The organism is Paenibacillus sp. PastF-3, from assembly GCF_029893135.1.
In the GTDB taxonomy this organism is placed as follows: domain Bacteria; phylum Bacillota; class Bacilli; order Paenibacillales; family Paenibacillaceae; genus Paenibacillus_AQ; species Paenibacillus_AQ nitricinens.
On record NZ_JARXWM010000017.1, the window covers coordinates 19,038 to 43,143 of the forward strand.

General features: G+C 44.5%; 17 protein-coding genes. All 17 read right to left on the bottom strand.

What is annotated here, in order from left to right:
- Positions 1-3 precede the first annotated feature (3 nt).
- Positions 4-1,617, bottom strand: a complete 1,614-nt coding sequence (locus M2444_RS25945; protein WP_094878400.1) for a PAS domain-containing sensor histidine kinase — start codon at positions 1,615-1,617, stop codon at positions 4-6.
- A gap of 206 nt (positions 1,618-1,823) precedes the next feature.
- The gene (locus M2444_RS25950; protein ID WP_094878399.1) at positions 1,824-2,516 is read right to left on the bottom strand and encodes an ABC transporter permease; all 693 of its coding nucleotides are present in this window, start codon (positions 2,514-2,516) and stop codon (positions 1,824-1,826) included.
- Positions 2,509-3,429, bottom strand: coding sequence for an ABC transporter ATP-binding protein (locus M2444_RS25955; protein ID WP_094873900.1), 921 nt, complete (start codon positions 3,427-3,429; stop codon positions 2,509-2,511). Before M2444_RS25955 ends, M2444_RS25950 begins: the two co-directional genes overlap by 8 nt.
- A 117-nt stretch (positions 3,430-3,546) precedes the next feature.
- Entirely contained in the window at positions 3,547-4,482 is a 936-nt protein-coding gene (locus tag M2444_RS25960) for a sensor histidine kinase (RefSeq protein WP_280788375.1), read from the bottom strand.
- Positions 4,482-5,195, bottom strand: coding sequence for a response regulator transcription factor (locus M2444_RS25965; RefSeq protein ID WP_094873897.1), 714 nt, complete (start codon positions 5,193-5,195; stop codon positions 4,482-4,484). Before M2444_RS25965 ends, M2444_RS25960 begins: the two co-directional genes overlap by 1 nt.
- 280 nt (positions 5,196-5,475) lie before the next feature.
- Positions 5,476-6,309, bottom strand: coding sequence for a DUF4362 domain-containing protein (locus M2444_RS25970; RefSeq protein ID WP_280788376.1), 834 nt, complete (start codon positions 6,307-6,309; stop codon positions 5,476-5,478).
- Between the two features lie 197 nt (positions 6,310-6,506).
- Positions 6,507-7,430: an ROK family protein gene (locus M2444_RS25975; protein ID WP_179283754.1), complete on the bottom strand. Its 924-nt coding sequence runs from the start codon at positions 7,428-7,430 to the stop codon at positions 6,507-6,509.
- Entirely contained in the window at positions 7,427-9,244 is a 1,818-nt protein-coding gene (locus tag M2444_RS25980) for a class I mannose-6-phosphate isomerase (protein WP_094878094.1), read from the bottom strand. Before M2444_RS25980 ends, M2444_RS25975 begins: the two co-directional genes overlap by 4 nt.
- A 53-nt stretch (positions 9,245-9,297) precedes the next feature.
- Positions 9,298-10,620 (bottom strand): glycoside hydrolase family 125 protein, encoded by a 1,323-nt coding sequence (locus M2444_RS25985; protein ID WP_280788377.1) that lies wholly within the window; start codon positions 10,618-10,620, stop codon positions 9,298-9,300.
- A 24-nt stretch (positions 10,621-10,644) separates the two neighbouring features.
- Positions 10,645-12,951, bottom strand: coding sequence for a glycoside hydrolase family 3 N-terminal domain-containing protein (locus M2444_RS25990; protein WP_280788378.1), 2,307 nt, complete (start codon positions 12,949-12,951; stop codon positions 10,645-10,647).
- Positions 12,952-12,979: 28 nt separating this feature from the next.
- Positions 12,980-15,424 (bottom strand): glycoside hydrolase family 38 N-terminal domain-containing protein, encoded by a 2,445-nt coding sequence (locus M2444_RS25995; protein WP_280788379.1) that lies wholly within the window; start codon positions 15,422-15,424, stop codon positions 12,980-12,982.
- Between the two features lie 53 nt (positions 15,425-15,477).
- Complete coding sequence (locus M2444_RS26000; protein ID WP_280788380.1) at positions 15,478-16,470, bottom strand: glycoside hydrolase family 130 protein; 993 nt, start codon at positions 16,468-16,470, stop codon at positions 15,478-15,480.
- 175 nt (positions 16,471-16,645) lie between these two features.
- Positions 16,646-17,689, bottom strand: coding sequence for a glycoside hydrolase family 18 protein (locus tag M2444_RS26005; protein ID WP_280788381.1), 1,044 nt, complete (start codon positions 17,687-17,689; stop codon positions 16,646-16,648).
- Between the two features lie 4 nt (positions 17,690-17,693).
- Positions 17,694-20,261 (bottom strand): transglutaminase domain-containing protein, encoded by a 2,568-nt coding sequence (locus tag M2444_RS26010; protein ID WP_280788382.1) that lies wholly within the window; start codon positions 20,259-20,261, stop codon positions 17,694-17,696.
- Between the two features lie 6 nt (positions 20,262-20,267).
- On the bottom strand, positions 20,268-21,296 hold the full coding sequence (locus M2444_RS26015) for a carbohydrate-binding family 9-like protein (protein ID WP_280788383.1): 1,029 nt from the start codon (positions 21,294-21,296) through the stop codon (positions 20,268-20,270).
- A 29-nt stretch (positions 21,297-21,325) separates the two neighbouring features.
- Positions 21,326-22,612, bottom strand: a complete 1,287-nt coding sequence (locus tag M2444_RS26020) for an alpha-L-fucosidase (protein WP_280788384.1) — start codon at positions 22,610-22,612, stop codon at positions 21,326-21,328.
- Positions 22,613-22,638: 26 nt separating this feature from the next.
- Positions 22,639-24,027, bottom strand: coding sequence for an alpha-L-fucosidase (locus tag M2444_RS26025; RefSeq protein ID WP_280788385.1), 1,389 nt, complete (start codon positions 24,025-24,027; stop codon positions 22,639-22,641).
- Between the last annotated feature and the right edge of the window lie 79 nt (positions 24,028-24,106).

Below are 24,106 nucleotides of genomic sequence, written 5' to 3' on the forward strand. Positions count from 1 at the left end.
ATTTTACTCAACCTCTTTTTTTATGAAGGGTAACATAAACCGGAACGTTGAACCTTTATTCTCTTCGCTTTCTACAAAAATTGTCCCACCCATCAGCTCAACCAGCTGCTTACAAATCGCGAGTCCCAGCCCTGTACCGCCATATTTACGGTTGATGGTCGGGTGCAGCTGTGAGAAGGATTGAAATAATAAATTGAGTTTATTATCGGCAATCCCAACACCTGTATCACGTACAGAGAATTCTAGCAAATATTCTTTTGAATCCGAAAGTGGAATGTTCTTAACCGATAGTGTAACGCTCCCATGCTCTGTGAATTTCAGAGCATTCCCTACCAGATTAACAATAATCTGCCGCAAACGGATCGGATCAGCCAGTAACGTTGTTGGAACACTCGTATCCGCCCACCACCGCAAGGCCAGCTTCTTCTCTTCGGCTTTAGGCGTAAATAAATCAATGATGTCCGATATCATCTCTCGAAGTTCAAACGATTCGGTTTGCAGCGGCATTTTACCCGCTTCCATCTTGCTGAAATCAAGAATGTCATTCAAGATCTGTAAAAGCGTGTAACTACTGCTTCGTAAAATCTCGACATACCCCCGCTGTTCTTCTCCAAGATCGGTTTCAAGTAAAAGGTCTGACATCCCTATCATTCCATTCATCGGTGTCCGAATTTCATGACTCATCATTGCTAAGAAATCCGATTTGGCTTGCGCCGCCTGCTCTGCAGATTCTTTAGCGCGAATGATTTCTTTTGCATTCGTGATATCACTAAAAGCAATAACTGCTCCTGAGATCATCCCTCCATCCATAAGCGGCGCCACCCGATAATTAACGAAGAGGCTCGTTCCATCCTTACGCCAGAAGATCTCATCGTCTTTCCTGCGGATAATTCCATCTGCAATCGTAAGACTGATCTGACAATCAGGGGTTGAATAACGTGAGCCATCGCCTTGGATTTGATGAATATATTCCATCAGCTTCAGGCCAACCAATTCTGTAGGCTGGTAACCTAACATATCCGCTCCCTCACGGTTAATAAAGAGCGTTCGTCCCAAATGATCTAGTACAAATATTCCAGCTGAGACGGAGTTCAGAATAAGATTCGCTCTCTTATTCTCGACTTCAGCAGCAAAAGTAGGTTTGAAGTTAGACTCAAGTTCTACCTTATCCGATAATTTAGCATGAAAAGAATCTGCCAATGCATTTAGCCAGTCATGCAGCCCTTCCGAATAATGATGATAGTTGCTATTATCCACTTGTATGATCGCGAATACCCCGACAATTCCCTCATCTATCGTTATAGGAATAAAATCCCCCCTCACGGCGTCTGCTTTGGGATTGTTCAAATCTTGCAATTCAAAGCTAGAGGGATTTCCTTGCAGGGCAGCCTCAAAGCTAGCTACATCAACAAGGTATAATCTTTTATGTGCTGTCAGACCTATATCTCGGAACGATGCTTCTGCACTGGATTCTAGATAGAACGTACGATTCGTTCCTACGCAGCGACCTTGCCGATCCAACACAAATATCAAATTAGGATGATGGTCATATAACGATTTATAAGCGCTCTCTTCCGAAAGCAATCGTGTTAGAATGGACGTCCAGTCTTTATCCACAATTCATTTCACCTCAGGCTCTCTCATCCATTATCATTACCCTAAAATGAACGGAAATCATCTTAAATTTTAAATTCTTCTATTTTGATCATTATAGCAAATATACTTTAATCGGTCGCAAATAAACACTAAATCCCCCTTTAGAACCCAACCACGATGACTTACACATCGTACTGAGATTCTTAAGAGGGATTTCTGTAAATATTTTAGGCTATATCTTTATGGTCAATATTGCGAATGGCCATATAGGCAATACCTGCTCCTAGCAATCCAAGCGAGATCGACACCGCCGCTAAATTACCTAAGCGCGCTTGATCAAATCCACCAGAAATTAGGGACGTAACTAACACAGCCGAGACGATGGTGGCTGGAACTGATTTTTTCTTCATTCCAAAGTACAATGGGATCAGAGCGATACCCGCTGCATAAAATGCGTTTGCACCCAACTTAAACAGTTCTGAAGTAATCATAGGAAGGTTTAACTCACCAGGAATAAGTCCTACAAACGAATTAAATCCTATTAGCATAGCGCCAACTACAATGTCTGACACAATGATAGCAACAAATGTGAAGGCGAACACTATCAATATTTTCGCCGTCATTAGCTTTTTACGTGAGATAGGATACATGAAGAGAAGAGTAATCGTGTTGTTCTTATACTCATCAATCACCAGCCTGCTAATAATAACGGAAGCGAAAATAATGTAAGCAGCCTTAACAAAAACGAACACACCCTCAAACATATCTGCATAAGAAGCGAATGACGGTTCATTCTCATTTCGATCCACGAATAAAACCATAATCATAAATGCAAGGATAGCGAGATTGACAATTGCTGCTCCTGTAAGAAGCGTCTTTAGCTTATTCTTCCGAATCTCCAAAGATATTAATTTAAGCAACGCCCTCACCCCCAATCAATTGTAAAAAATAATCTTCCAGTGTATGTTGTTTCTTGCTGATGCTTTCAATCTCCACGTCTGCTAGCACTAACGCCTTATTCAGATCACGTTGTGAGATTCCGCCGTCATATATTCTTATTGTAATATGGTCCAGCACTTTGAAATTATTGAGGCCAAGCTTTTGCTTGAGCACGTACACTGCTTTATTAATCTCATTCGTAACCACTTCGATATACTCTGTATTTTGACCGCGAATGGAATCCATCGCCACCTCTTCTACCAGAGCACCCTGCCGGATCACACCGATCGTATCAGCAATCTGCTCGATTTCCCCCAGAATATGACTAGATACAAGTAACGTCATTCCATATTCACGGCTGAGCATCCTGAACACTTCACGCATCTCTTTGATTCCCACAGGGTCTAGTCCATTAATCGGCTCATCCAGAATGAGTAGCTCCGGTTTCGTCATAAAGGCTCTGGCAATACCAAGGCGCTGCTTCATCCCAAGCGAAAATTGCTTCACCGGCTTTTTATCGATACCTGTAAGCTTTACCAGCTCCAGTGCTTCGCCAATCGCTTGCGGATCATAATAGCCCATGTATTCTCCATGCAGGATCAAGTTTTCTTTGGCTGTCAGCTTATCATAGAACACTGGATATTCAATGATGCAGCCCATCCGTTTGAGCATTTCATACGAATGATTTGTCATTTTTTCATTAAAAAACTCAATCTCGCCACTCGTCGGTTTAACGAGATTCGTGATCATTTTCATGACCGTTGTTTTGCCGGCACCGTTCGGTCCAAGAAAACCATAAATTTCACCTTGTTTAATATTCATATTTACATTGCTGACAGCTTCTTTGCCTTGGTAGGTTTTTGTTAAATTTCTTGTTCGAAGTATCGTAGTCATTTCCGTGCTCCCCTTTGTTTTCGTCTCGTCTTCCTTAGTTCTTATTGTACACAGCAGAATTTTCTTTTTTATTACTCGATTCTTACGAAAATCTTAAGCTGTACACAATTTCACTCCTTAGAAGCTTAGTCTGCGAAAAGAAAGGGTAAATACCGTTCTCACAAACGGTTGACTAACCAGTGTAATGGTTCCATTCATCTGCTCTGTTAATCTTTTGGTAATCGTCAGACCCAGACCACTCCCTTGATATGATCGATTTCTCGAGTCCTCCAGTGTATAGAGCCGTTCGAATACTTTATCCTGGTGAACTTCACTAATGCCTTTTCCCTTGTCCCAAACATCTATGTATACTTTGTTCTTATCACTATAGAGTTTCAAACCTAATACGCCTCCGGCATCCCCGTAAGTAATCGCATTCGATAACAAATTGGTCAGTATCCGGTCAAGCGCCTCTTCGTTTCCCATGAAATAAAGCGAGTCATCAGGGATCTCTATTTCTACCTCACTGCCCTTGGCGCTAAGGATATCATAGAAAGAGAGAATATTACGTCTGCACACCTCGCCTGCCTCCACACGTGAAAGATTGATTTCCCGATCCCCCGATTCCAGCTTGGCCAAATCAAAAAACTTGTTCATCAGATGGATCACTTCATTCGCTTTTTGGTGAATTGTGTTCATCATACGTTCCCGTTCCTCGGCTGGCATATGCTCATCCTGCAGAATTGTTTCAATATAACCGAGTACTACCGTTAGCGGAGTCTTTAGATCGTGGGAAATATTCGACAGCATATTACGCATGGATTTCTCCAGCATCACGCGCTCAATGCTTCCTTTATGGTTAACGTCGAGCAGCCGGTTTAGATCAATTAGCACACTTTGCAGCTCTAAATTACTACTAAATAACAGCAGTCTCTCGTGTGAACCTTCGGCCATGATGCTACTTAGTTTGTCATGAATATATTTCAGGTCTTTTGAAGCTTTACGCGAATGCTGATATTGCCATCCAATGACGACGAGCAGGAGTACAATGATCACACTAAGCGCCATACTCATTATAGCTGTTCTCCCAGCTTATACCCGATCCCCCATAATGTCTTGATGAACTCTGGATGGGAGGGATCATCTTCTATTTTTTCACGTAATCTTCTCATATGTACATTAATAACGTTCTCATCTCCGAAATAATCATCTGCCCATACGCTAGCATAAATCTGCGCTTTGGTGAAGACTCTGCCCGGATGCGTAACGAACAGCTTAAGAATATGAAATTCCTTAGACGTTAACTTCACTTCTTCCCCGTTTTTTAGCGCAGAGAAATTATCCAAATCCACAGTCAGGCCACCAATGGAAATCTTTTGCTTCGCAGGAATTGGAGCTTCCGGTTGGATGGTGGGAGTAACATAACCCGCTCTTCGAATCGCAGCCTTCACTCTTGCAGCTAATTCGATCATTGAAAATGGCTTGGTAATATAATCGTCTGCCCCAAAGCCAAGTCCAAGTGCTTTATCCACATCACTGTCCTTGGCCGACATGATCAACACAGGAACTAGACTTTTCGCACGGATCGTCTGGAGAATATCCGTCCCACTGCGCTTGGGCAGCATGAGGTCTAATAATACAAGATCAAAAGGATTACTAGTACGGAATGTTCTTTCCGCTACTTCACCATCAAACGCCGTTTCCACTTCATAGCCCTCTTTTACTAAATAGGACCTAACCATTTCACTAATTGCTTCGTCATCTTCAATTAATAATATACGGTGCATGAATACTGCCTCCAATGATTTGAGAATGAAAATTAGTTAAAAACTTAAGGTATTTCTTTAAGGTACACGTGACTGCGGGGAATGTTTGGACTTCCGGCCGTTGTTGTCCCCAGATTTCTTGATTATATACCGTGTTTCACGGTTGAAGTCCGGTGAGCCTATGCTTCCGAAGCGAGCTTTCCTACGGAAAGCTTTCAGGCGAACGCTATCGCTCCTACAGTTCCAAACTTCCCCTCCGCCACTCTTCCTTTTTAGAATGTTTTAGTTCAATTTATTTAAATTATTCGTAATGCCCCTTAACCTCAGGAAGTTGCTTATAAATGCTCCCAGCCTGCACGATTTTAATGATCGTTTGGGCTAGTTCAGTCATCTGACCGTCATCCTCAGTATTCTGGCATTCCGTCCACTGATAATGACGCTCTCCACTATTAATCTGAACCGATAAATCGTAACTTACAGCAGGTTTTCGATTACACTCGGTAGATAATTCTTTTTCATCTAGGTAATTCGCTAGTACCATTTCTTTATAGATTTGTCCTCGTTCCTGTTCAGAAAGCTCAAAATCGCTAACCTCGACTACTTCCCCATTCTGGAGATCTTTGACCAACTTCTTCTCTATCGTATTAATTTCGTTCTTTTGGTTCACACCATACTTTAAAACAAACTCAAACTTATCTTGTTTCGTTACGTCAAAAGGAATCTGTAGCAGCTCGATCTTTGCTTGTTCGCCCTCGCAGCCCGTTAAGGTATACGACAGAAGTTTATCCGTTTCGTTTCTAACAAGGTTCTGACAAGTGTATGTGATTACTTGGGGACTACCAAACGTATCTTCGGAATTATCATGCCGCATTTCAATCCCTTGGTCAGTATATTTCAAGTCATTAAAGATCGGATCACCTTCAATTGTGTAATGAACCACACGCTGCGTACCCGCTTTATTTTGGATAAAAGCATCCAGCTTCTTAAGATTCTTAACAATCATTCCATGGCTGTTTATCACATCTTCTTGTTCATTAATGGTAGTTGTGAATTTGTCTTCTCCATTGGATGGCTGGTTAAAGCAACCGGTTACTATAAGCGCTATAAAAATCAGAAGAATACCGCTCGATCTCATCGATCATAACCTCCTTAAACACTCCATAAGTAGAATCATTTGTTAAAGTATACCAATAATAACGGGGGCTGGGTATCCCTCCAGAGGGATATCTGATGATAGAGAGATTGATAGAAATTTAAACCAGATAGCAAAAAAAGCCGATTGGATATCCAATCAGCCCTAATTATTGTTAAGTTGCAATTGAATCCAAGAGATCAGTCAAATAATCTTGATATTCCGATAAGCGTGTGTTCGAACACATTTACTGAAGTAAATATACCCATAGATGAATCAGCCAATCCCTTCTGGAGGGCGGGACCAAATAAATCGATGCTCTTGGCAATCTGTCCGCCGATAACGATGCGAGTTGGCTGATAGTCTATAACATAGGACTTTAGCATCTCAGCCAATCGTGTACCGAATTCTTCAAACACCTTACAGCACAAGCTATTACCATCTTTTGCTTGCTCTGCGAGTTCCTTCACGTCCATTCCTTTTTCTAGAGCTCCCATCTGCTCAGCCAAGCGAAGAATTCCGCGACGTGAGAAGGCATCGTCTATGGAGCTCTCTAGGAAAGGCTTATCATAGAGCCAACCGTCCTTGGGAACACCTGGTCCTTCGTTCAGGAGCGATGCATGATCAATAAATGCAGAGCCTAACCCTGTCCCTAAAGTTAACGAAATATATCGTTCATTTGGAAATAACCTGCTTACGCCTAAAGCAAACAGCTTCGCATCATTCTCAAATCGAATATCTGCCTGCAGCAGGTGCTTCGCCCATTCCTTATGTTGTAAGGTATTGAACCGGGTATATAATACTTCTCGTACATTCTTACCATACAACGCCTCATATTTACTAAGCCCCTGAATATAACAGATACCATGCTGATAATCAAAGGGCCCGGGAAAGGCAAGACCGATATTCCAAATACAATCTACGGATTTTCCTAGTGTAACGCTATAGAACTGATATTGATCTTCGAATATAGAAATAAATTGGTCTATAATCACATCGGCATCTTGGTCAGCGAAGGAAGGATGTTGCTTGCAGCTAGCCTGTAGCAATTCTCCATCCACGACCACACCAGACTTAATGAAGGTTCCTCCCACGTCTAAAGCGATCACGACTTTAGGCTTCAAAGGAGACTCACATCCCATGCCTTGGATACGCCAGCCTTCACAAGCTTACATGGTTTGTTTCCGATATTTATTATTTTGTAGGCACCAAACACGGCTGGGAGGATATATGATTCAGCATATTGTAACTCGATATATATAGATTCATCTGCACAGGATACTATACGGACCTTTTCTCCCTCAACCAAGTTATACATTACCATTTCGTTATTTGTATGGTCCTCCCATGTATCATGTAAGTGCACACGATGAACATAAAACAGTAGATCTTCACGCTGTCCAAGAACATACTCTTCGTTCATGCCCTGCTTTTTCAGCAAGCTTGGCTTAGGAATCAAATTGTCCTCAACCCATGCCGTTTTTTTATCGAAATCAATATTGTCAAAAGCATGTTCAATATTAATAGGACGTGGCTTGCCATCCATTCCTTTACGAAGAAAATCGTAGATTTTGAACGTAAACCACCATGTCGTAGAGGATATTTCGAGCACTAAGTTATTCTTTCCAGAGGCATGAACGGTCCCTGTAGGAATTAAGAATAAATCCCCCTTATTCGCTTCATATTGATTAACGAAGTCAGTGATCTGAATCGGTTCACCAGTTTCTTGTGCATCGTGTACCGCGTTAAAGAATTCCTCCTTCGTACATTGTTCGGTCAGTCCCAAGAACACTGATGTATTCTCTAAATTCTCCATGATATAATACGATTCTTGTTGTGCCATAAATTCATTAAATGTCTCACGAATATACTCCTGCTTCGGATGTACCTGGCATGACAAGCTATCTCCGTCGATGGTATCAAGGTAGTCGAAGCGAATCGGAAAATAATCACCAAACAGCCCGACAATACGATTCCCGAGAATGGCCGGATGCTCATAATGCATGACTATGAGGAAGGGTACCTCGATTATTTCGTCGTTGTATTTCAGCAAAATAGAGTTCTCCGGTGCAATCGGCTCAAAGCTCCATGCGCAGTTGGCCCACTCCTTCGGAAGCTCCGCGAATTTCTTCAAATATTGACCGCCCCATATCCCTGGCGCGAAGAATGGTTTCACACGCATAGGGGACTTGGCGATATCTGCAATTATCTGGCGTAGGGTGAAGACCGTCGTTAGCTTGGGACACTCTGGCTCATTCATATCCACGTAATAGTGGATCGAATCCAATACTTCTTTTCGGTAAGTTTCCAGCACTGGCCATTCCACAAATAGACAGATTTTATACTTCTCCACCACATCTCGGTTCCAACTAAAGCCGAAATTCAATAAATGTGCTTTATGTTCCAATTGCTGATACTCACGAGATACATCCAAGAAGTAGGTAATATCGTAGTTGCCGTTCCCGAGCCAATAAGCCCCTGGTCCGAACGTGATGATGAAGGTTGTTTGGTCGACAGGTAATTGAATCTGTTTTTTGAAGTTGTCTATCTTATCTTGTGCTTCTGGAATGAAATAATCTGTAATCTTAGCATCCGAAAAATAACCAAATGCACGATTATCTGTAATATTCGCTTCAAAGAACTTGCGCAGCTCTTCACTAGTCTTCATAAAGCTATTGGTTCCGATGAGAACTGTCTTATACCCCTCTTGTTCCAATACATCTATGATCCTTGCCAGGACGTGCTGATATCGGGCACCATGCGTTCCGTCAATAGCTACATTAATAATACTAGTGGAATTCATCGCAGCTTGTTGTAGGAGCGGGGATAGTATTGCCTCAAAACCTCGCTGGACTCCGGCTTTTGCATATGGCGTAACTGTATCTGGCTTGATTTGTTGAGTATACCGAATAGGGTTAATAGGTCTTTTCTCGAACATAGTTGTCACTCCTATACAGTTAGTGAGCTCTATCCCGCTCATAGTGATTTATTTTAGGGCAATATGCCTGATTCCAATGCCTTCCACACAAGCTGTGCGAACTGGCTGTTCGACCAAGCGAACCACTCACGTGTAAATTGGGTTGAATCATTGACATCAAATCCCTCATGCATAAATCCAGTACCAGCATCTGTCGACTCACAGATTTCAATCATCTCGAGCATCTCTTGCGGATCAACTGCGGTTAAGCCCTGCATCGTATAAGCAAGATGCCATACGAATCCCGTGCTAGTATGCGGACTGCCAATGCCGCTGAGCTTCTCGCCTTTGAAGAAATAGGGATTATCCTCACTCAGAGCAAATTTGCGGGTATTCAAATATATCGGATCGTCTGGCGCACAGTAACCTAGATAGGGCGCTGACATTAAGCTCGGAGTACCTGCATCGTCCATCAATAAATGGTTACCGAAACCATCCGTTTCGAACGCATACATCTTGCCGTATTTGGAATGGTCAATGATTCCATAAAGCTCAATGGCATGCCGGATTTCTTCTTCCATTGCCGACATTCGGGCTACAAGCTTTGAATCTCTATATACATATTGAGCAATTTCCTGCAATTGTCGAAGCGTTACAGCGGCGAACATATTCGATGGAATATTGAAGTGAAAGTCACACGCATCGTCACTGGGGCGGAAGCCTGACCAGATCAGTCCAACATTATTTACCGGCATCCCCAAACCGTTCTTACGTAATGTATCTATCATGATGCCGTTGTGACGTTGAAAGCGGTAGGTTGACTGCTCCTTGTGCTCCTGCTCAATCTGCCATACGTTCAACATCTTCAGTAGTGAGGTTCGGAAAACTTCATCAAAGATCCCGGTGCGTCCAGTTTCTTTCCAATATAGATATGCCAAGCGGAATGAGAAGCACATGGAATCCAGCTCAAATTTACGCTCCCATACCCAAGGTGAGCTGTCTGTCTCATCCGTTGCATTCCAGTGCCAATCATTTGCTGACTCGTTAAAGGCATTCGCATAAGGATCAATTTGAATATAAAACATATGACGGCGTATTAAGCCTTCTAGAATCCGCCCAAGCTCAGCATCTTCCTTGGCAAAAGGAACATAATGAATAACCTGCTCAACAGAGTCACGCAGCCACATCGCCGGAATATCGCCAGTTAACACAAATGTTGTTCCGTCATCCAACAGCTTAGTAGTTGTTTCTAGTGTATTTGGAAAACAATTCTGAAATAATTGACGCAGCTTCGGACGATGAGCCAGACGTTCACTAGCGTCCTTCATGACTTGCTGAACCGCCTGAGGCAGAGGGAACTTATTAATTTCAATAGTAGGTAAACGATGCTCTTTCATAATTTGGTAACCCTCCTGTGATTACTATCTCAAGTTACGAGGAACAACCTCTAAGCTTGTTGAAATGGTATTTCCTACGTTCGATCCAATCATGATCTCAAATTTGCCGGGCTCAACCGTCCACTGCAAATCAGAACCGACAAACTGCAGCTCCCGCGGAGTAATATGAAATTGAACGGTACGCATCTCACCAGGCTCAATATAAATCTTCTGAAATCCTTTTAATTCTCGTTCCGGGCGTGTGATTGTGCTAGTGCAATCTTTTATATATAGTTGAACAACCTCATGTCCAGCTACTTCGCCAATATTCGTAACCTCCACGGATACAGTACAAGAATCATCCAACTCTATTTGTGTCTGATCCAAGCGAATATGCTCGTATTGATAGCTTGTATAGCTTAGTCCATAACCAAACACATATTGCGGATGAAAGTCCACCTCGAGATAGCGATGACCTCTGGAGCGTTTCTTATTGTAGTAAATCGGTAATTGCCCTGGATGCTTTGGAATGGATAGTGTAAGCCGGCCGGATGGATTATAGTCCCCGTACAAAATATCAGCAATCGCATGCCCGCCCTGCTGTCCCGGGTACCAAGCCTCCAGAATGGCATCCGCATGCTCATCTACCCATGGCTCGACAATGGGACGACCATTGATATAGACAACAATCAGTTTTTTGTTCAAGCTGTGCAGCTCCTGCAGCAGATCAAGTTGCACACCGCATAAGTTCAGCTCTGCACGATCGAAACCTTCCCCACAATCCATATCACTAAGACTAAATTGATCCGTAATGACGGCAGCCCCTGTCTTCAAATTAATCGTACCTTCACCGAAATCACGGGCACTTGATCCCCCGACAACCGCAATAATGGTATCCGCTGCTGACGCCGCCTCCATTGCCAGCTCAAAGCCTGCTTTCGATGGATCTTTCACGCGGCAGCCCGGAGCATACAGCACTTCGCTGAGTCCTGCACATTTAGCACGAACCCCGTCCAAAACGGTAATAATGTGATGACGCTCCTGTGGTGAAGTATAGTCACCCAATTGATTATAAATATTGTTGGCATTCGGCCCAATAACAGCAATCTTACCAAGGGACGGAGAAAGCGGCAGAGCCTTATCATGATTCTTCAAAAGAATAATGCTTTCACGTGCAGCTTGTCGCGCCATCTCTAAATGCAACTGTTGTCCAACGACACGCTGTGCTGTAGCCGGATCAACAAAGGGACGTTCAAACAATCCCAATTCAAACTTCACATGCAGAATTCGTTCGACTGCGAGATCAACATCGGAAATGTCAATCAGCTTTAACCGCAATGCATTCATTAGACATCTGCCAAATGTTTCACCAGACATCTCCATATCCACACCAGCTTTAAGTGCAAGTGATGCTGCCTCTTCTTCGGTCTCACAAATCTGGTGACCGTGTTTAAGCTGGCTGATCGCACCACAATCCGTAATGACGAAGCCGTCAAAGCCCCATTGCTCACGAAGTACATCTGTTAACAATGCCTTGTTCGAGGTACAAGGAACACCATCGATCTCATTGTAAGCTGTCATAACAGATTTGGCCCCAGCTTCAATTGCCCTCTGGAAAGGCAGCAAATCCTTCTCCATTAACTCGCGTTTTCCCATCCGCACGGTGTCAGCATTACGACCACCATCCGAGCTGCCATACGCGACGAAATGCTTTAGTGTTGCCAGGATCGAATGGTCTGTATTTAATGAATCGCCTTGTAAGCCCCTCACTGCAGCAACTGCCATTTCACTATTCAAATATGGATCTTCCCCAAAGCATTCTTCTGTTCGCCCCCAGCGCGGATCACGTACAATATCTAGTACTGGGGAGTAGGTGGCTGCCCCTCCCCCAGCCCGAGTCTCTGCAGCCACTGCTTGGCAGATCTGCCGGAATAATTCCCTATTCCATGTACTTCCCATGGCAAGCGGTACGGGAAAGACGGTGTTGCCAATCGCCATATGACCATGAGAGCATTCCTCGCCCAGCAGAATCGGAATACCCAGACGTGTATGCTCAATCGCATATTGCTGGATCAGATTCGTTACTTCTGCGCCTTCCAAAGGTGACAACCCCGTTTCCAATGTTACCTCTGTCCAAGGATCTGCACGCAGCACACCATACAAAGAACCCACGCCACCGTTTGCAATTGCTTCCTTAAATACTTCTGTCAATTGAATCTTGCCTTCTGATTTCTCATACGCCTTCCAGCCAAAGGGCTGGAGGAGCTGCCCGATCTTCTCCTCCAGCGTCATTTGAACCAATAAATCTATAGCACGCTCATGAATCGGCAAGGATGAATCTTTATATCTCATAGCTTACAATTCCTCCCGTTCACATGAACTAGAATTGTCTCCACGCCAGGATTCCTGCATTCATCCCCCGACACATGTCGAACGATACTTCAGGGTTGTTAAACTTCTCACCCCATGTAATGTAATAGCGGAATTCATAGAAGCCGCCAAGCGTAGCTGCAAAGTTGGTTTCCCAATAGTTATTCATCACCCAGGCGTACAAGTGTGCAGGGTCCTGTTCCAGTCTGGCATCGCCATTCAGGAGACGATATTTATGCTCCAAGGAGCCTAGTTGAATCAATGGAGTGTCTGGCATCGCAATCACAATACCTTGCTCCTTCGAAATATACGCAGCACCTTCACCAACAGCCGTATAATCAGCCAAGCTACCTGGCAATTGATCCTTACGCAGTCGAGTTAATGCATCCATCTTATCCACCCACAGATCCTGCGCTGGAGTTGTCAATGCGCCGCCAAACGGAAGTGAAATATACAAATTCTCAGGCTTCCACACACTCTCCTTATGCATACGTACCGCCACGTCCACACGCGGACGATCCGCATACACGGTTAAGAACAAGGAATAATGCTCGCAACCAGAAACTTCATAGGTTAATTGAATCATGCTATAAAGCTCTCCCTGTCCAACAATCACTGCACTTGTCAACATACCTGTAGATACAATCGCATCCGGACCTTTCCGATTACGGCCCATAAGACGGCGAACCTCCGTCATCTCGACCACCTTTGTGGCTGGCGTAACATCATATACCGGCGTGAATGCATGATGATTCCGGTCAGCACGCAGCAGCTCCTGCCCAGTCTGCTTATCCTTCCAAGAGGTGATTCCTTCACCCTTCTTCCATTCAATGCGTACAAATGGTGTTTCAGCATAGGTGGATGTCACATGGAAGTCCTTTACTTCATGGGAAACATCCAAATCCAATACACGATCCGACGCCACATAATCGTTCATATATGCGGTTTTGATTGTTGGCTTAACCGCTACGATATGAAGCACTTTTTCTTCCCGGGGCTCCAGCATGACCGGAATGGTTACAATCACCCCGCGATGCGCAAGACGCAGTTGAGATGGGAGCACCTCACCTGTATTGAAATCACGCACCTCAAACCCTTCTTTAATCTGCTCGTAATACCAACCCTCAAGAATAAGATGAGCATGATCCTCCTGAACATAGCTGTAGGGATTGCAAATTTTGAACTTCATCGGCCGACCCGGTGCAAGCAGGGCATCTCCCTTGGCTTCAAGGATTTCATACAACGCACGATGTGCAGCGGTGCTCGCATTTGCAGCGAACGCTTCCTTGCGCAGCCCTAACTCTTGAACAAACGGGTTCCAAGGCTCTGAAATCGAAGAATGATAGCCCCATGTGTGCTCAGCGAACATCGTTAATTGATATTCCATTTCTTTAATAGCTTCCGGGGATATGATGTCATAATTAGGATCCAGTCTTCTTACCTTTTGATACACCCGCTGTGCCTCACGGAATACTTGTACATGCTTTGGTGTCGAGCCAACCCCATCCGTCCACCAATCGGGCCAATCTCCGCGATAGACAGGAATATCTTCCGGGTGCTGTACTGCATGGGCACGGACCTCTGCAAAGAAGTCATCTAGCGTAGCCATTTGAATTACAATACGCTCCCCATGCTTCTCGTTCCATTGCTGGATAAACTCTATGGCCGCCGCATTTGGCGGGTTATTATCCGTAGGCAAGCCTGAGAACATTGCCGGAAAGAAATCAAATGCATAGCCATCCTCTGTCAGACGATCGATATAACGCCCGATCCGTTGTTCAGCTATTTCAAAATCCGCGCCCTTGCTCATATCAAACTCATCTTTAATCGTATATTTACCGCCCATGCCAGGTACAAGCCCCAGATCATTTCCGAACACATAATGCTCTCCGCTCCACGTCAACAGGCGATCCCCTGAAGGCATCTCCCACCAGAACGGCTGCTGCTTCTTCCAGCAAGGGAACATTCCGTGATGCGTATGAATACAGGTGGACAGATTCTGGATCCCAGCATCCAGCAGGACCTGACCATACCCCCAGCTGAAACCGTTGATATCTGCTGTCATTGCCGAGGTTACAGGAATTTTTATGGACTGTCCGTAATCACACACCCGCGCAATCATCGATTGGAACAGCTCTTTACCAATTAATTCTGTCATATTTAGATAAGTCCCCGACAACCCGATAGCTCCCTGACTCACGCCTTCAGCGAACTCTATCTTCTCTTGCTCTGTCGCCTGCATCAGAAAGGTTTCAATCGGCCAAAATGTCTCACAAACCCACTTAAATCCTTGCCATTCCGGACGGCGTCCCGATTTGCTTTCACGTAAAATATGCAGGACCTGGCGAATGAAATTAACATGATACTGCTGAATTTTCTCCTGACGCTCTGTATACCCGATATCTGTATGAGAATGATGGATTGCGTATATTTTCCAAGGTCGTTTAACGGACATCTCGATCTCTCCCTATAGTTATTCTAACTAGCCATGATGCTGCGCTTTCTCTACTAATTCTCTAGCGGGTACTTATCCATATAGTCGAACAACTCATCTACAGTTGTGAACGCAACCCCTGTTACCGTATCAGCACAGCCATAGTAAATTGCAATTCGGCCTGTATCACCATCGGAAAGTGCTGCGCAAGGGAAGGTGACATTCGGCACATCTCCTACACATTCATACAATGTCTCTGGTCCAAGAATATAGTTCCGTGAGCGTCCTAACACCTTCCATGGCTCATGCAAATCTAATAAAGCAACACCCATCCGATAAACGAACCCGTTACATGTATTTATTACACCATGATAGATTAACAACCATCCGCGATCTGTTTCGATTGGAACCGGCCCTGGACCAATTTTCTTCGATTGCCATGCAGAAGCGTCCGAGTTGATCGTACCCATCACGTAACGATGCTTTCCCCAGTACGTCAGGTCAGGGCTCTCACTAAAAAAGATATCTCCAAATGGTGTATGCCCTGTATCACTTGGACGGCTTAACATCGCATATTTTCCATTTATTTTGCGCGGAAATAATACACCATTCCGGTTGTATGGCAGGAAAGCGTTTTCTAATTGGTGAAAGGTTTTGAAATCATACGTATATGCGAGACCAATGGTAGGACCATGGTATCCATTACACCAAGAAAGATAATATTTATCCTCGATTTTGCAGACGCGTGGATCGTAACGATACTCCCGCTTTGTTACATATTCGTCGCCTTCGAATTGAATCGGATTCTCATTAATCTCCCATTGAAGCCCGTCCTGACTGAAGCCAGCGAATATGTCCATACTTACAGATCTGGAGTCACAACGGAATACCCCTGCATATCCCTCTTCAAAAGGAATAACTGCGGAATTAAAAATACTGTTCGAGTTTAATTGTGCATCTCGCTGAATAATCGGATTATGGGTATATCGCCACACTGGAGCGTTATAGCCACTCGGCTTATCCTGCCAAGGAATATTTGATAGTGCTTCACCAATAATTTTGCTCATTTCATAAACTCCTTTCATGTGTACAATTGTGATCTGCAACAACGTTATCAGGATGTCTAACCCTGCTTGCACCCCTACTTTAAATCATAATAAAGCGCATTAAAAGGGAATTCATCCTGAATCTAACGTTTGTTGACTGAAGTATCATGTTTCTTAACTAATTGAACAGGTAGCATCACTTCACGCTCTCATTTAAGCCTCTATACAGTGCATCAAGCAGCGTGTGTGTCTTATCACAGCTATATTCCCAGAACATGGCGCCCGCAAGTCTTTCACGTTTGACATACTCACATTTATGTGTGATCGAATCCACGTCATCATAGGAAATAAACGTGTCTCCATTAAATAAAAACGGTGCTTTCGCCTCATCGTCCCAATGCCGTGTGTAGCCATTCTGATTGATGTAATTAGCAAACAGTTCTGTATATTCTGGGCCATAGCCACCTGTTGTGCCGGCCATTTGTAGAAATCCATGATTCTTATTCGGCACCTGCTTCCACATTCGGGAATAGAACGCCACGCCAATGACGATTTTCTCTCGGGGGACGCCTGCCTGAATGAACATATTCACCGATGCCTCTGTACTGATACGATACAAATCTCCTGTCGTATGAAATAAATTCGTATGATGTCCCGTTAGAATCTGGAATCCGCCACGCATATCGTAGGTCATCAACTGTATAAAATCCAAATATCGCTGTACTTGATCCATCTCGGTGCCATCAATGTAATACTGATCAGCACCTGCCGCAATTGTAAGCAAGTAATGCCTGCCATCCGCTGTACCTTTCACATCTAGTGCATCTCGAATCGCCTTTAATAGCAGTGTGAAATTGCATTTATCATCCGGCGAAGATTCAATATCTGCTTCACTGTAACAAGGGTATTCCCAATCCAAATCGATTCCATCGAACGGGAAATCTGTTATCACTTGCACAGCCGACGCTGCGAATTTCTGACGTCCTTCTTCGGTATAGGCAGCCTCAGAGAAGCCCCCATTCCCCCATCCGCCAACGGAGAGCAGCAGCGTCAGATTCGGATATATCGCTTTCATCTCTTGTAGCTGGTTCGTGCATTGCAAATGCGCTGTTGTAATCTGCTCATCCTTCACATAACCAAATGCAACGTTGAGATGCGTTAACTTCATCAAATGGTCATGCGTTAACTCAGATAGTTTGGAGTCACTCACGTAGCCTGCTACAATCATTTGTTGATCCATCCCTTCACACCCTAGTTAAGATTTGAATCGCTTCCTTGCTCGCTGCAATCTTATATCCTGATGACATGTACCGAATCTGATCTTCACGGTCCACAATGATAAGATGGGGAAAGCCCGCTTCACTCGCTTGGGAAGATGCAAAGAATTCAGGTAATAGATTATATGTTGAATCACGAACAAACACTGTATTTGTCGGAAGATCGGGATAGTCCTCGGGACGAAACGAAGCTGCCCATTGCTTGTCACCAACAATAAGAATGATGGGAGCACCTAGCGCATTAAACTCTTGCTTCAACTCAGAGAGTTCACGAAGCAAATGCTTTGAAGGCTCTCGTTCCGGCTCCAGCCAAGCGACATAGGCGCCCTTTCCACCAATAAGATCTGCGAAAGACTGTTCTACTCCTGCCCATGAGGTCAGCTGCTTAAGTCGTTCCACCTTGCCGTACACTGGAATTTCTAATGTAGATTGACGATATTTCATGACCAGCTTCGTCTCTTCCCCTTCTGCAATATGGAAATAAGTGAACTTTATAAGCACGGTGCCATCCTTTAATCGTACGCCTGTCGTCAGACGGTATGCTCCCTGCTCAACCTCAAGGGGTGTATCATATAGGTCATTTGCGCCATGCGGGTAACATAAGGTTTTATAAAAACCGTTCTCCAGCCGAGCTAAGGTGAAATTCTCATAGTAGGAAGCCGTTGGTTGGACTGTCCCTGCACCTTGATCACGATGAAGGATGAGAGTGCCGTTCGCTAATTCTATCCCGCCTCCAACAACGCCTTTAGTAAATTGAGCATCCACGAAAATATTATCCACCATAAATTGCGGCTTGGATTCAATGGGATGCAATCGCGCTGGGATTCCTAAACTACGACAAATGGATACGAACATGATATCCAGGGAACTGCGATCACCTACGCGCAATTCAAAGGTACCCACTGCCGTTCCCTTCCCTTTCAGATTCGGAAGGTCTGTCCATATATCCCACGTTTCATCTATGAATTGGACTAGCTTCGTTGGGTCCTGAAGGAACAATGCCACCTCATCTGAAGTGAAAGCTTGTTGGAAAAATGTACGATACGGTGTAATCATCTCGGAATGTACACGAGGACGCAGAATGTAGGGAACGAACACTTCATCCGTGAGTTCACCACGTACAGCAAGTGCACCAGCCACATGATCTGTAAGGGTTGGAATGAATGTGTCGATTAAATCCTTGTCATTACAACACTCTAATAACCGTAATACCCATTCTCCATACACGGATGTGGCTGCTTCCAAAAAGGCGGCTATCTCTACACTGTTACCACGTGCCTTCTGAAGCACTGTCCATACACGATCTTCCGGGAGACCCAGTGTTATCCCGAGCCTCCTCGCTGCTTCTTCTGTCACAAAAGTCACTTCATATTTCGCTCGAATCGAGATCCCTTCCTCCAAACGTTCATGATGTCGCTGGATACGAGTTTCAGACAGTTCCTCTATGACCTCACCTTCACACGCTGGAGGCGGTACCATATCATAATCGACCACCGTGCCTGCATCGGGCTGATTTTCTTGATCCAACACAAGCTCAACACAATCACAGGCCGCGACTGAAATTTTCACTTCCCCCCACTTCCCACTCTTTGCCGCACGAATCATGAGGTCACCGAGACCTGTTTTGAAGGTGGCTTCCCCTTGAGCATTGGTAGATAGGACGGCTATCGGGTAAAATTCGGCCATGTTATACACTTGGAACTGTACTTCTGCATCCTGCACAGGCTGCTCGAATTCATCCTTCACATGAACCGTAATTATCCGTGTGGATGCGTAATTTTCCAATACATTAATTTCAGTGAACCACTCATCTGCAAGCGTAATCTCTTCTGGACCTTGATAGTTAGCGAGAATACGTGTGTTAATTAACATCGCTCTACGCGCTGGAGGTCCAAACCACCCTTGATTAGGACGGGCTTCCGGTTCGCAAGCCCCAATAAAATACCATTCACCGTCTGCCCATGCCTCCACCCATGCGTGGTTATCATCACAATGAGCCCAACGTGGCGTATACACTTGACGTGCAGGTATACCTATACTGCGAAGGGCTGCCACAGCTAGTGTGGATTCTTCACCGCAACGCCCACGTGCATTTCGAATCATCGTTAATGGCGAAATCGTCCGCAAATCACTCCCAATGTACGTTGCCATTTCATGACACCAGTAATTCGTCTCAAGAATAGCTTCCGTCATAGTCAACTTACTAGTTCGCTTCTCTAATTGCTTATGAAGAATATGGCGGTGATCTTCAATGTTTTCGGTATTAACACGATAGGGCAGCACGAAATGTAAAAATATATGATCCGGTACTTGCCATGGCATATCTCGGCGAATCTTAAGTGTCGTTCTCACATGATTCAAGAAAAGCTCTCCACTGTAATCCGCCAAATCATTCACTGGCATATACGCATAGAGATACTTAAGTGCAATTATTTCTTCTTCCGTCAAGTCCTGTTCAAAGATTTGAAATAACTGCGTTGCACGTCTCTTGGCCAAAATCTTCTTCTCCTGAAACTTACGTTCAATCATTTCCATATCCAATCACTCCTTCCACAGAAACCCGTCCTCGCGAATGTAAAGACGGGACGTCTTATCTGATGTTGATGCAGATATTATAAAAGTTTTAGTCGTCGTTTCAATGCTTGGTTCAATGGTCCATGTATCCTCTTCACATAATGTAATAAAATCGGTTGTGAACATGCCGTGTGTTTCGTAATAGTTCCGCTCACGATAATAGAGCTTCCGTAATTCCCATTTGATATGTTCATCCCGAGGGATGTCGAAGTGATATGGACCCGCTTCATTCACGAATACAACATAGCCCCACAGTTCTGGATAATGCATATTAATGATTCCTTGTGGTGACCACACCCAATTATCCTCAGGATAAGGCTTTCCTGTGTCGGGGTTGTGAAGCTTAAGATACTTATCATCGACAACCTCGGTCTGCCATTCAACACGTGAAAAATTAACACGCCAAAACTCCCCAGCGTATGGTAATCGTCGATCCGTGGCACATTCTTTTAAACTATTCCATGGTATTGCAACTTCAACCGTCCATTTCCGATTGTCAGCGTGCGGGTTATTTAACTCACCTTCGATATGAACAGCCGTCTTCAAGCCTTGGATATCCCAACCGTTGATTGGAGGACCTCCGTCACGATAAGGTTTCACAAGGAGTAAGTCCCATACCGTGTTCAAGGCGTTAATCTCAAACTCGTAATACTGATGGGAATCTCCTGTCGGATCTATAAAAATCTCAAAATCATTGTCGTAAAAAATAACGGAATCACGTTCTGTCAGCGTTCCCCAGATCTGATCTTCCATCAGCTCTGCACCAAAGTAAAAATACTCATCATCCCACAGCATCTTTACTCTCGTATCCTTTCCTGGCATCGGACGCAGATCTCCTTCAATATCCACAAACTTTTCTGTCCATGCTGCATGCTGCCAAAAGGGCTTATCTAGCTTCCCATCCAAGACAAGCGACTCCGTCGCTCGTCTGCACAGATAATGCTTGGGGGCGTATGAAACCATGTGAGGCGCTGGTACTCCACTTCGATTTACCATGTGAATGCTCCTCTATCCGTTAATGTACTTTAGTTGTGCGTTACAACTGCGCCTGAGCCGCCGTACATCTCAATTTCTTCATCGAATTCCAATTTAAGCACTGTCACTTGATCATGCATTTCTTCAGGTGTTATATGAATCCAAGTTGTACCTGGTATGTGAAACCACGGCACACCACCGTGAATTTCATGGGTGAGCTCCTTGCCTGAGTGAAGCACCGTAATCTTTGTAATGGGATTACACAGCCCTTTGAGGCAAATGTTCTCCCTAGGTGTATCGTAAACGAAGAGGTACAAGTTCTTCTTATCCGGAGACAATGTACTGCCACCTAAATAATAGCGTGTCATAATACCCTCTTGTGTTCCATAGATGGCTTCTTCATGTGTACGTATCCAATCACCTAGTCCGAGCAAGATCGCTTCCTGCCTAGGATCAATCGTTCCATCCTCCATGGGCCCAATATCTAACAGCATATTCCCGCCCATGCTGATACAATCACAGAACATTCGGATCATTTGATTCAATGATTTATAATTGTGGTCTGTATGCACATAACCCCATGACGTATTTATCGTCGTGCAGAATTCCCACGGACCTTCCGGACGCGTAATGGGAAGACCTTGCTCGGGCGTCTTATAATCCCCATACCCTTGCAAGCGTGAGTTTATAATAAGATCAGGATTAAATGATTTCAGATAATCTTTGAATGCTGGCAATCCCCACTGCTCTGCGCTTCGTTCCCAATCCCCATCGAACCATAACAGATCAACCTGACCATATTCCGTTAACACTTCTCCCAGTTGGTTACAGTTAAATGCCAGAAATCTCTCCCATCGCTCTGGATCTTGGACACCATCCATCGGACTTGAATAACGATTTACCTGACTCAAGTCATCTGGTACGACGCCTTTCTCATACACTGATGGATAATCAGGATGAGACCAGTCAATGAGGGAGTAATACATCCCTACGCGAAGACCCTGATCTCGAATCGCCTCAGACCACTCCTTAATAATATCTCTCTTGGCAGGTGTCGCCTTCATAACGCTCAAATCACTGAACTTCGTATCAAATAAGGCTACTCCGTCATGATGCTTCGTCGTTAGAACAGAATACTTGGCTCCTGACTTCGCAATCAGCTCTGCCCAATACTTCGCATCAAATTTAGAGGCCGTAAAGCCATTCAATTGCTTCATATAGTCCTCATAAGACATTCTCCCGTTATAGAAAGACCATGATTCTGCAACTCCTTGTACCGCATAAATCCCATAGTGAATGAAAATTCCTAGCTTTGCATCGGTGAACCACTTCTGCATCTGCTCTTCCTCCCATAGTTAACTCGTTATTTTATGCGAAATACATGTGCAATTGGGGCAATTCCCGTAAGCTCGCTCTCTGGTAAATGAACGATCAATCCAGTTGTTGTTCGTTCAAATGTTAGATTCTCTTGTCCGCCAACAAGATCTATTTGCGTCACAGCCTGCTCGAGTGAAATACAAATCTCACTGATCACGAGTTCCTGCTCCTTTGAGTACAGATGGATAGCATAGATGACATCGCCTTTTTTCGTGAAATGTGTATTTCCAACGGAGTATGGCGCACATATGCGTGTTCCATAAATCGCCTCACCATGGACTTTGAGCCAACTGCCCATTCCTTTCATCCGATCCATCGCTACTCTTGACAAGCGGCCATCTGGTTGTGGTGCGACATTAAGTGCCAGGTTACCACCTTTGGCTACAACTTCAACGAGCAAATGAATTAATTGACGTGTCGTCTTGTAATGATCCTCATACCGATAAGAGAACGCAGTCCCCATCGTAATACAGCTTTCCCATGGGATATGCAGGGGACGCGCGGGCAACGTTTGCTCTGGTGTAACGACATTCTCATAAGGTCCGCCAACGGTACGGTCTGCACTTAGTAGCCATGGCTGATGCTGACGTGCCTTCTCCACCACTTCACCCAACCGAATATCCTGTGGATTATTCTTATTCTGTGGACACACCCATCCCGCATCCAACCAGAGCATTTCAATCCGACCATATTTCGTCATCAATTCCATGATCTGATCATGTGTGTACTGTACGAATTGCTCCCATAGCCATGGATAATCTTGTGTTGGATACGAAGGACCTCGATTCATGAACGTCCCCGTCTCCATACCTGGGGCCCAGTATGTTGGTGTGTGCCAATCCGCTTTGGAGAAGTAGGCAGAGATCCCAAGTCCCTTGGCCCGAAAAGCATCAAATACGTTCTTACAAATATCCGCGTACTTATGTGCATGGAAAGGACAATCCTTACCCGTGATGCGATAATCTGTTGTTTGCGTATCCCACATACAGAAGCCATCGTGATGCTTCGTTGTGAAATTTAAATATTTGAAGCCACCTTCTGCAGCAACCTCTGCCCACTTCTCAGGCTCAAAACGGAGCGGATTAAAGGTTTTATTCAGCCCGAAGTATTGCCGCTTCAGCTCCGTCGAATCAACCCCCCAATCAATATCGTCCCGTGACCAATCTCCATCTTTATCACTAAGCGCCCACGATTCAACAAGTCCAAGCTGCGAATAAGGTCCCCAGTGCATCATCAAGCCCAGCTTCTGATCCTTGAACCATTCCAGCTGATCTAATAGCTGCGAATCCTCCGGCTTAACGTACTCCTCCTCTGTGCTGTAATTGTGAACTCCTTCAACAACAATTTGCTCCTCGACAACATTAGCGTCACTCATTTGCACGACCTCCATGCAGCTCTTCTGAGGCTGCGATTCTATTGATTTAGTATGATATATTTTCAAAAAAACATTTGAC

Coding starts and splice junctions, on each gene's coding strand:
- M2444_RS25965 (WP_094873897.1), bottom strand. CDS start 5,195: ATGCACCGTATATTATTAATTGAAGATGACGAAGCAATTAGTGAAATG.
- M2444_RS26025 (WP_280788385.1), bottom strand. CDS start 24,027: ATGAGTGACGCTAATGTTGTCGAGGAGCAAATTGTTGTTGAAGGAGTT.
- M2444_RS25970 (WP_280788376.1), bottom strand. CDS start 6,309: ATGAGATCGAGCGGTATTCTTCTGATTTTTATAGCGCTTATAGTAACC.
- M2444_RS26020 (WP_280788384.1), bottom strand. CDS start 22,612: ATGCAGAAGTGGTTCACCGATGCAAAGCTAGGAATTTTCATTCACTAT.
- M2444_RS26015 (WP_280788383.1), bottom strand. CDS start 21,296: ATGGTAAATCGAAGTGGAGTACCAGCGCCTCACATGGTTTCATACGCC.
- M2444_RS25980 (WP_094878094.1), bottom strand. CDS start 9,244: ATGTTCGAGAAAAGACCTATTAACCCTATTCGGTATACTCAACAAATC.
- M2444_RS25990 (WP_280788378.1), bottom strand. CDS start 12,951: ATGAGATATAAAGATTCATCCTTGCCGATTCATGAGCGTGCTATAGAT.
- M2444_RS26010 (WP_280788382.1), bottom strand. CDS start 20,261: ATGGAAATGATTGAACGTAAGTTTCAGGAGAAGAAGATTTTGGCCAAG.
- M2444_RS26005 (WP_280788381.1), bottom strand. CDS start 17,689: ATGGATCAACAAATGATTGTAGCAGGCTACGTGAGTGACTCCAAACTA.
- M2444_RS25985 (WP_280788377.1), bottom strand. CDS start 10,620: ATGAAAGAGCATCGTTTACCTACTATTGAAATTAATAAGTTCCCTCTG.
- M2444_RS25995 (WP_280788379.1), bottom strand. CDS start 15,424: ATGTCCGTTAAACGACCTTGGAAAATATACGCAATCCATCATTCTCAT.
- M2444_RS25955 (WP_094873900.1), bottom strand. CDS start 3,429: ATGACTACGATACTTCGAACAAGAAATTTAACAAAAACCTACCAAGGC.
- M2444_RS26000 (WP_280788380.1), bottom strand. CDS start 16,470: ATGAGCAAAATTATTGGTGAAGCACTATCAAATATTCCTTGGCAGGAT.
- M2444_RS25960 (WP_280788375.1), bottom strand. CDS start 4,482: ATGAGTATGGCGCTTAGTGTGATCATTGTACTCCTGCTCGTCGTCATT.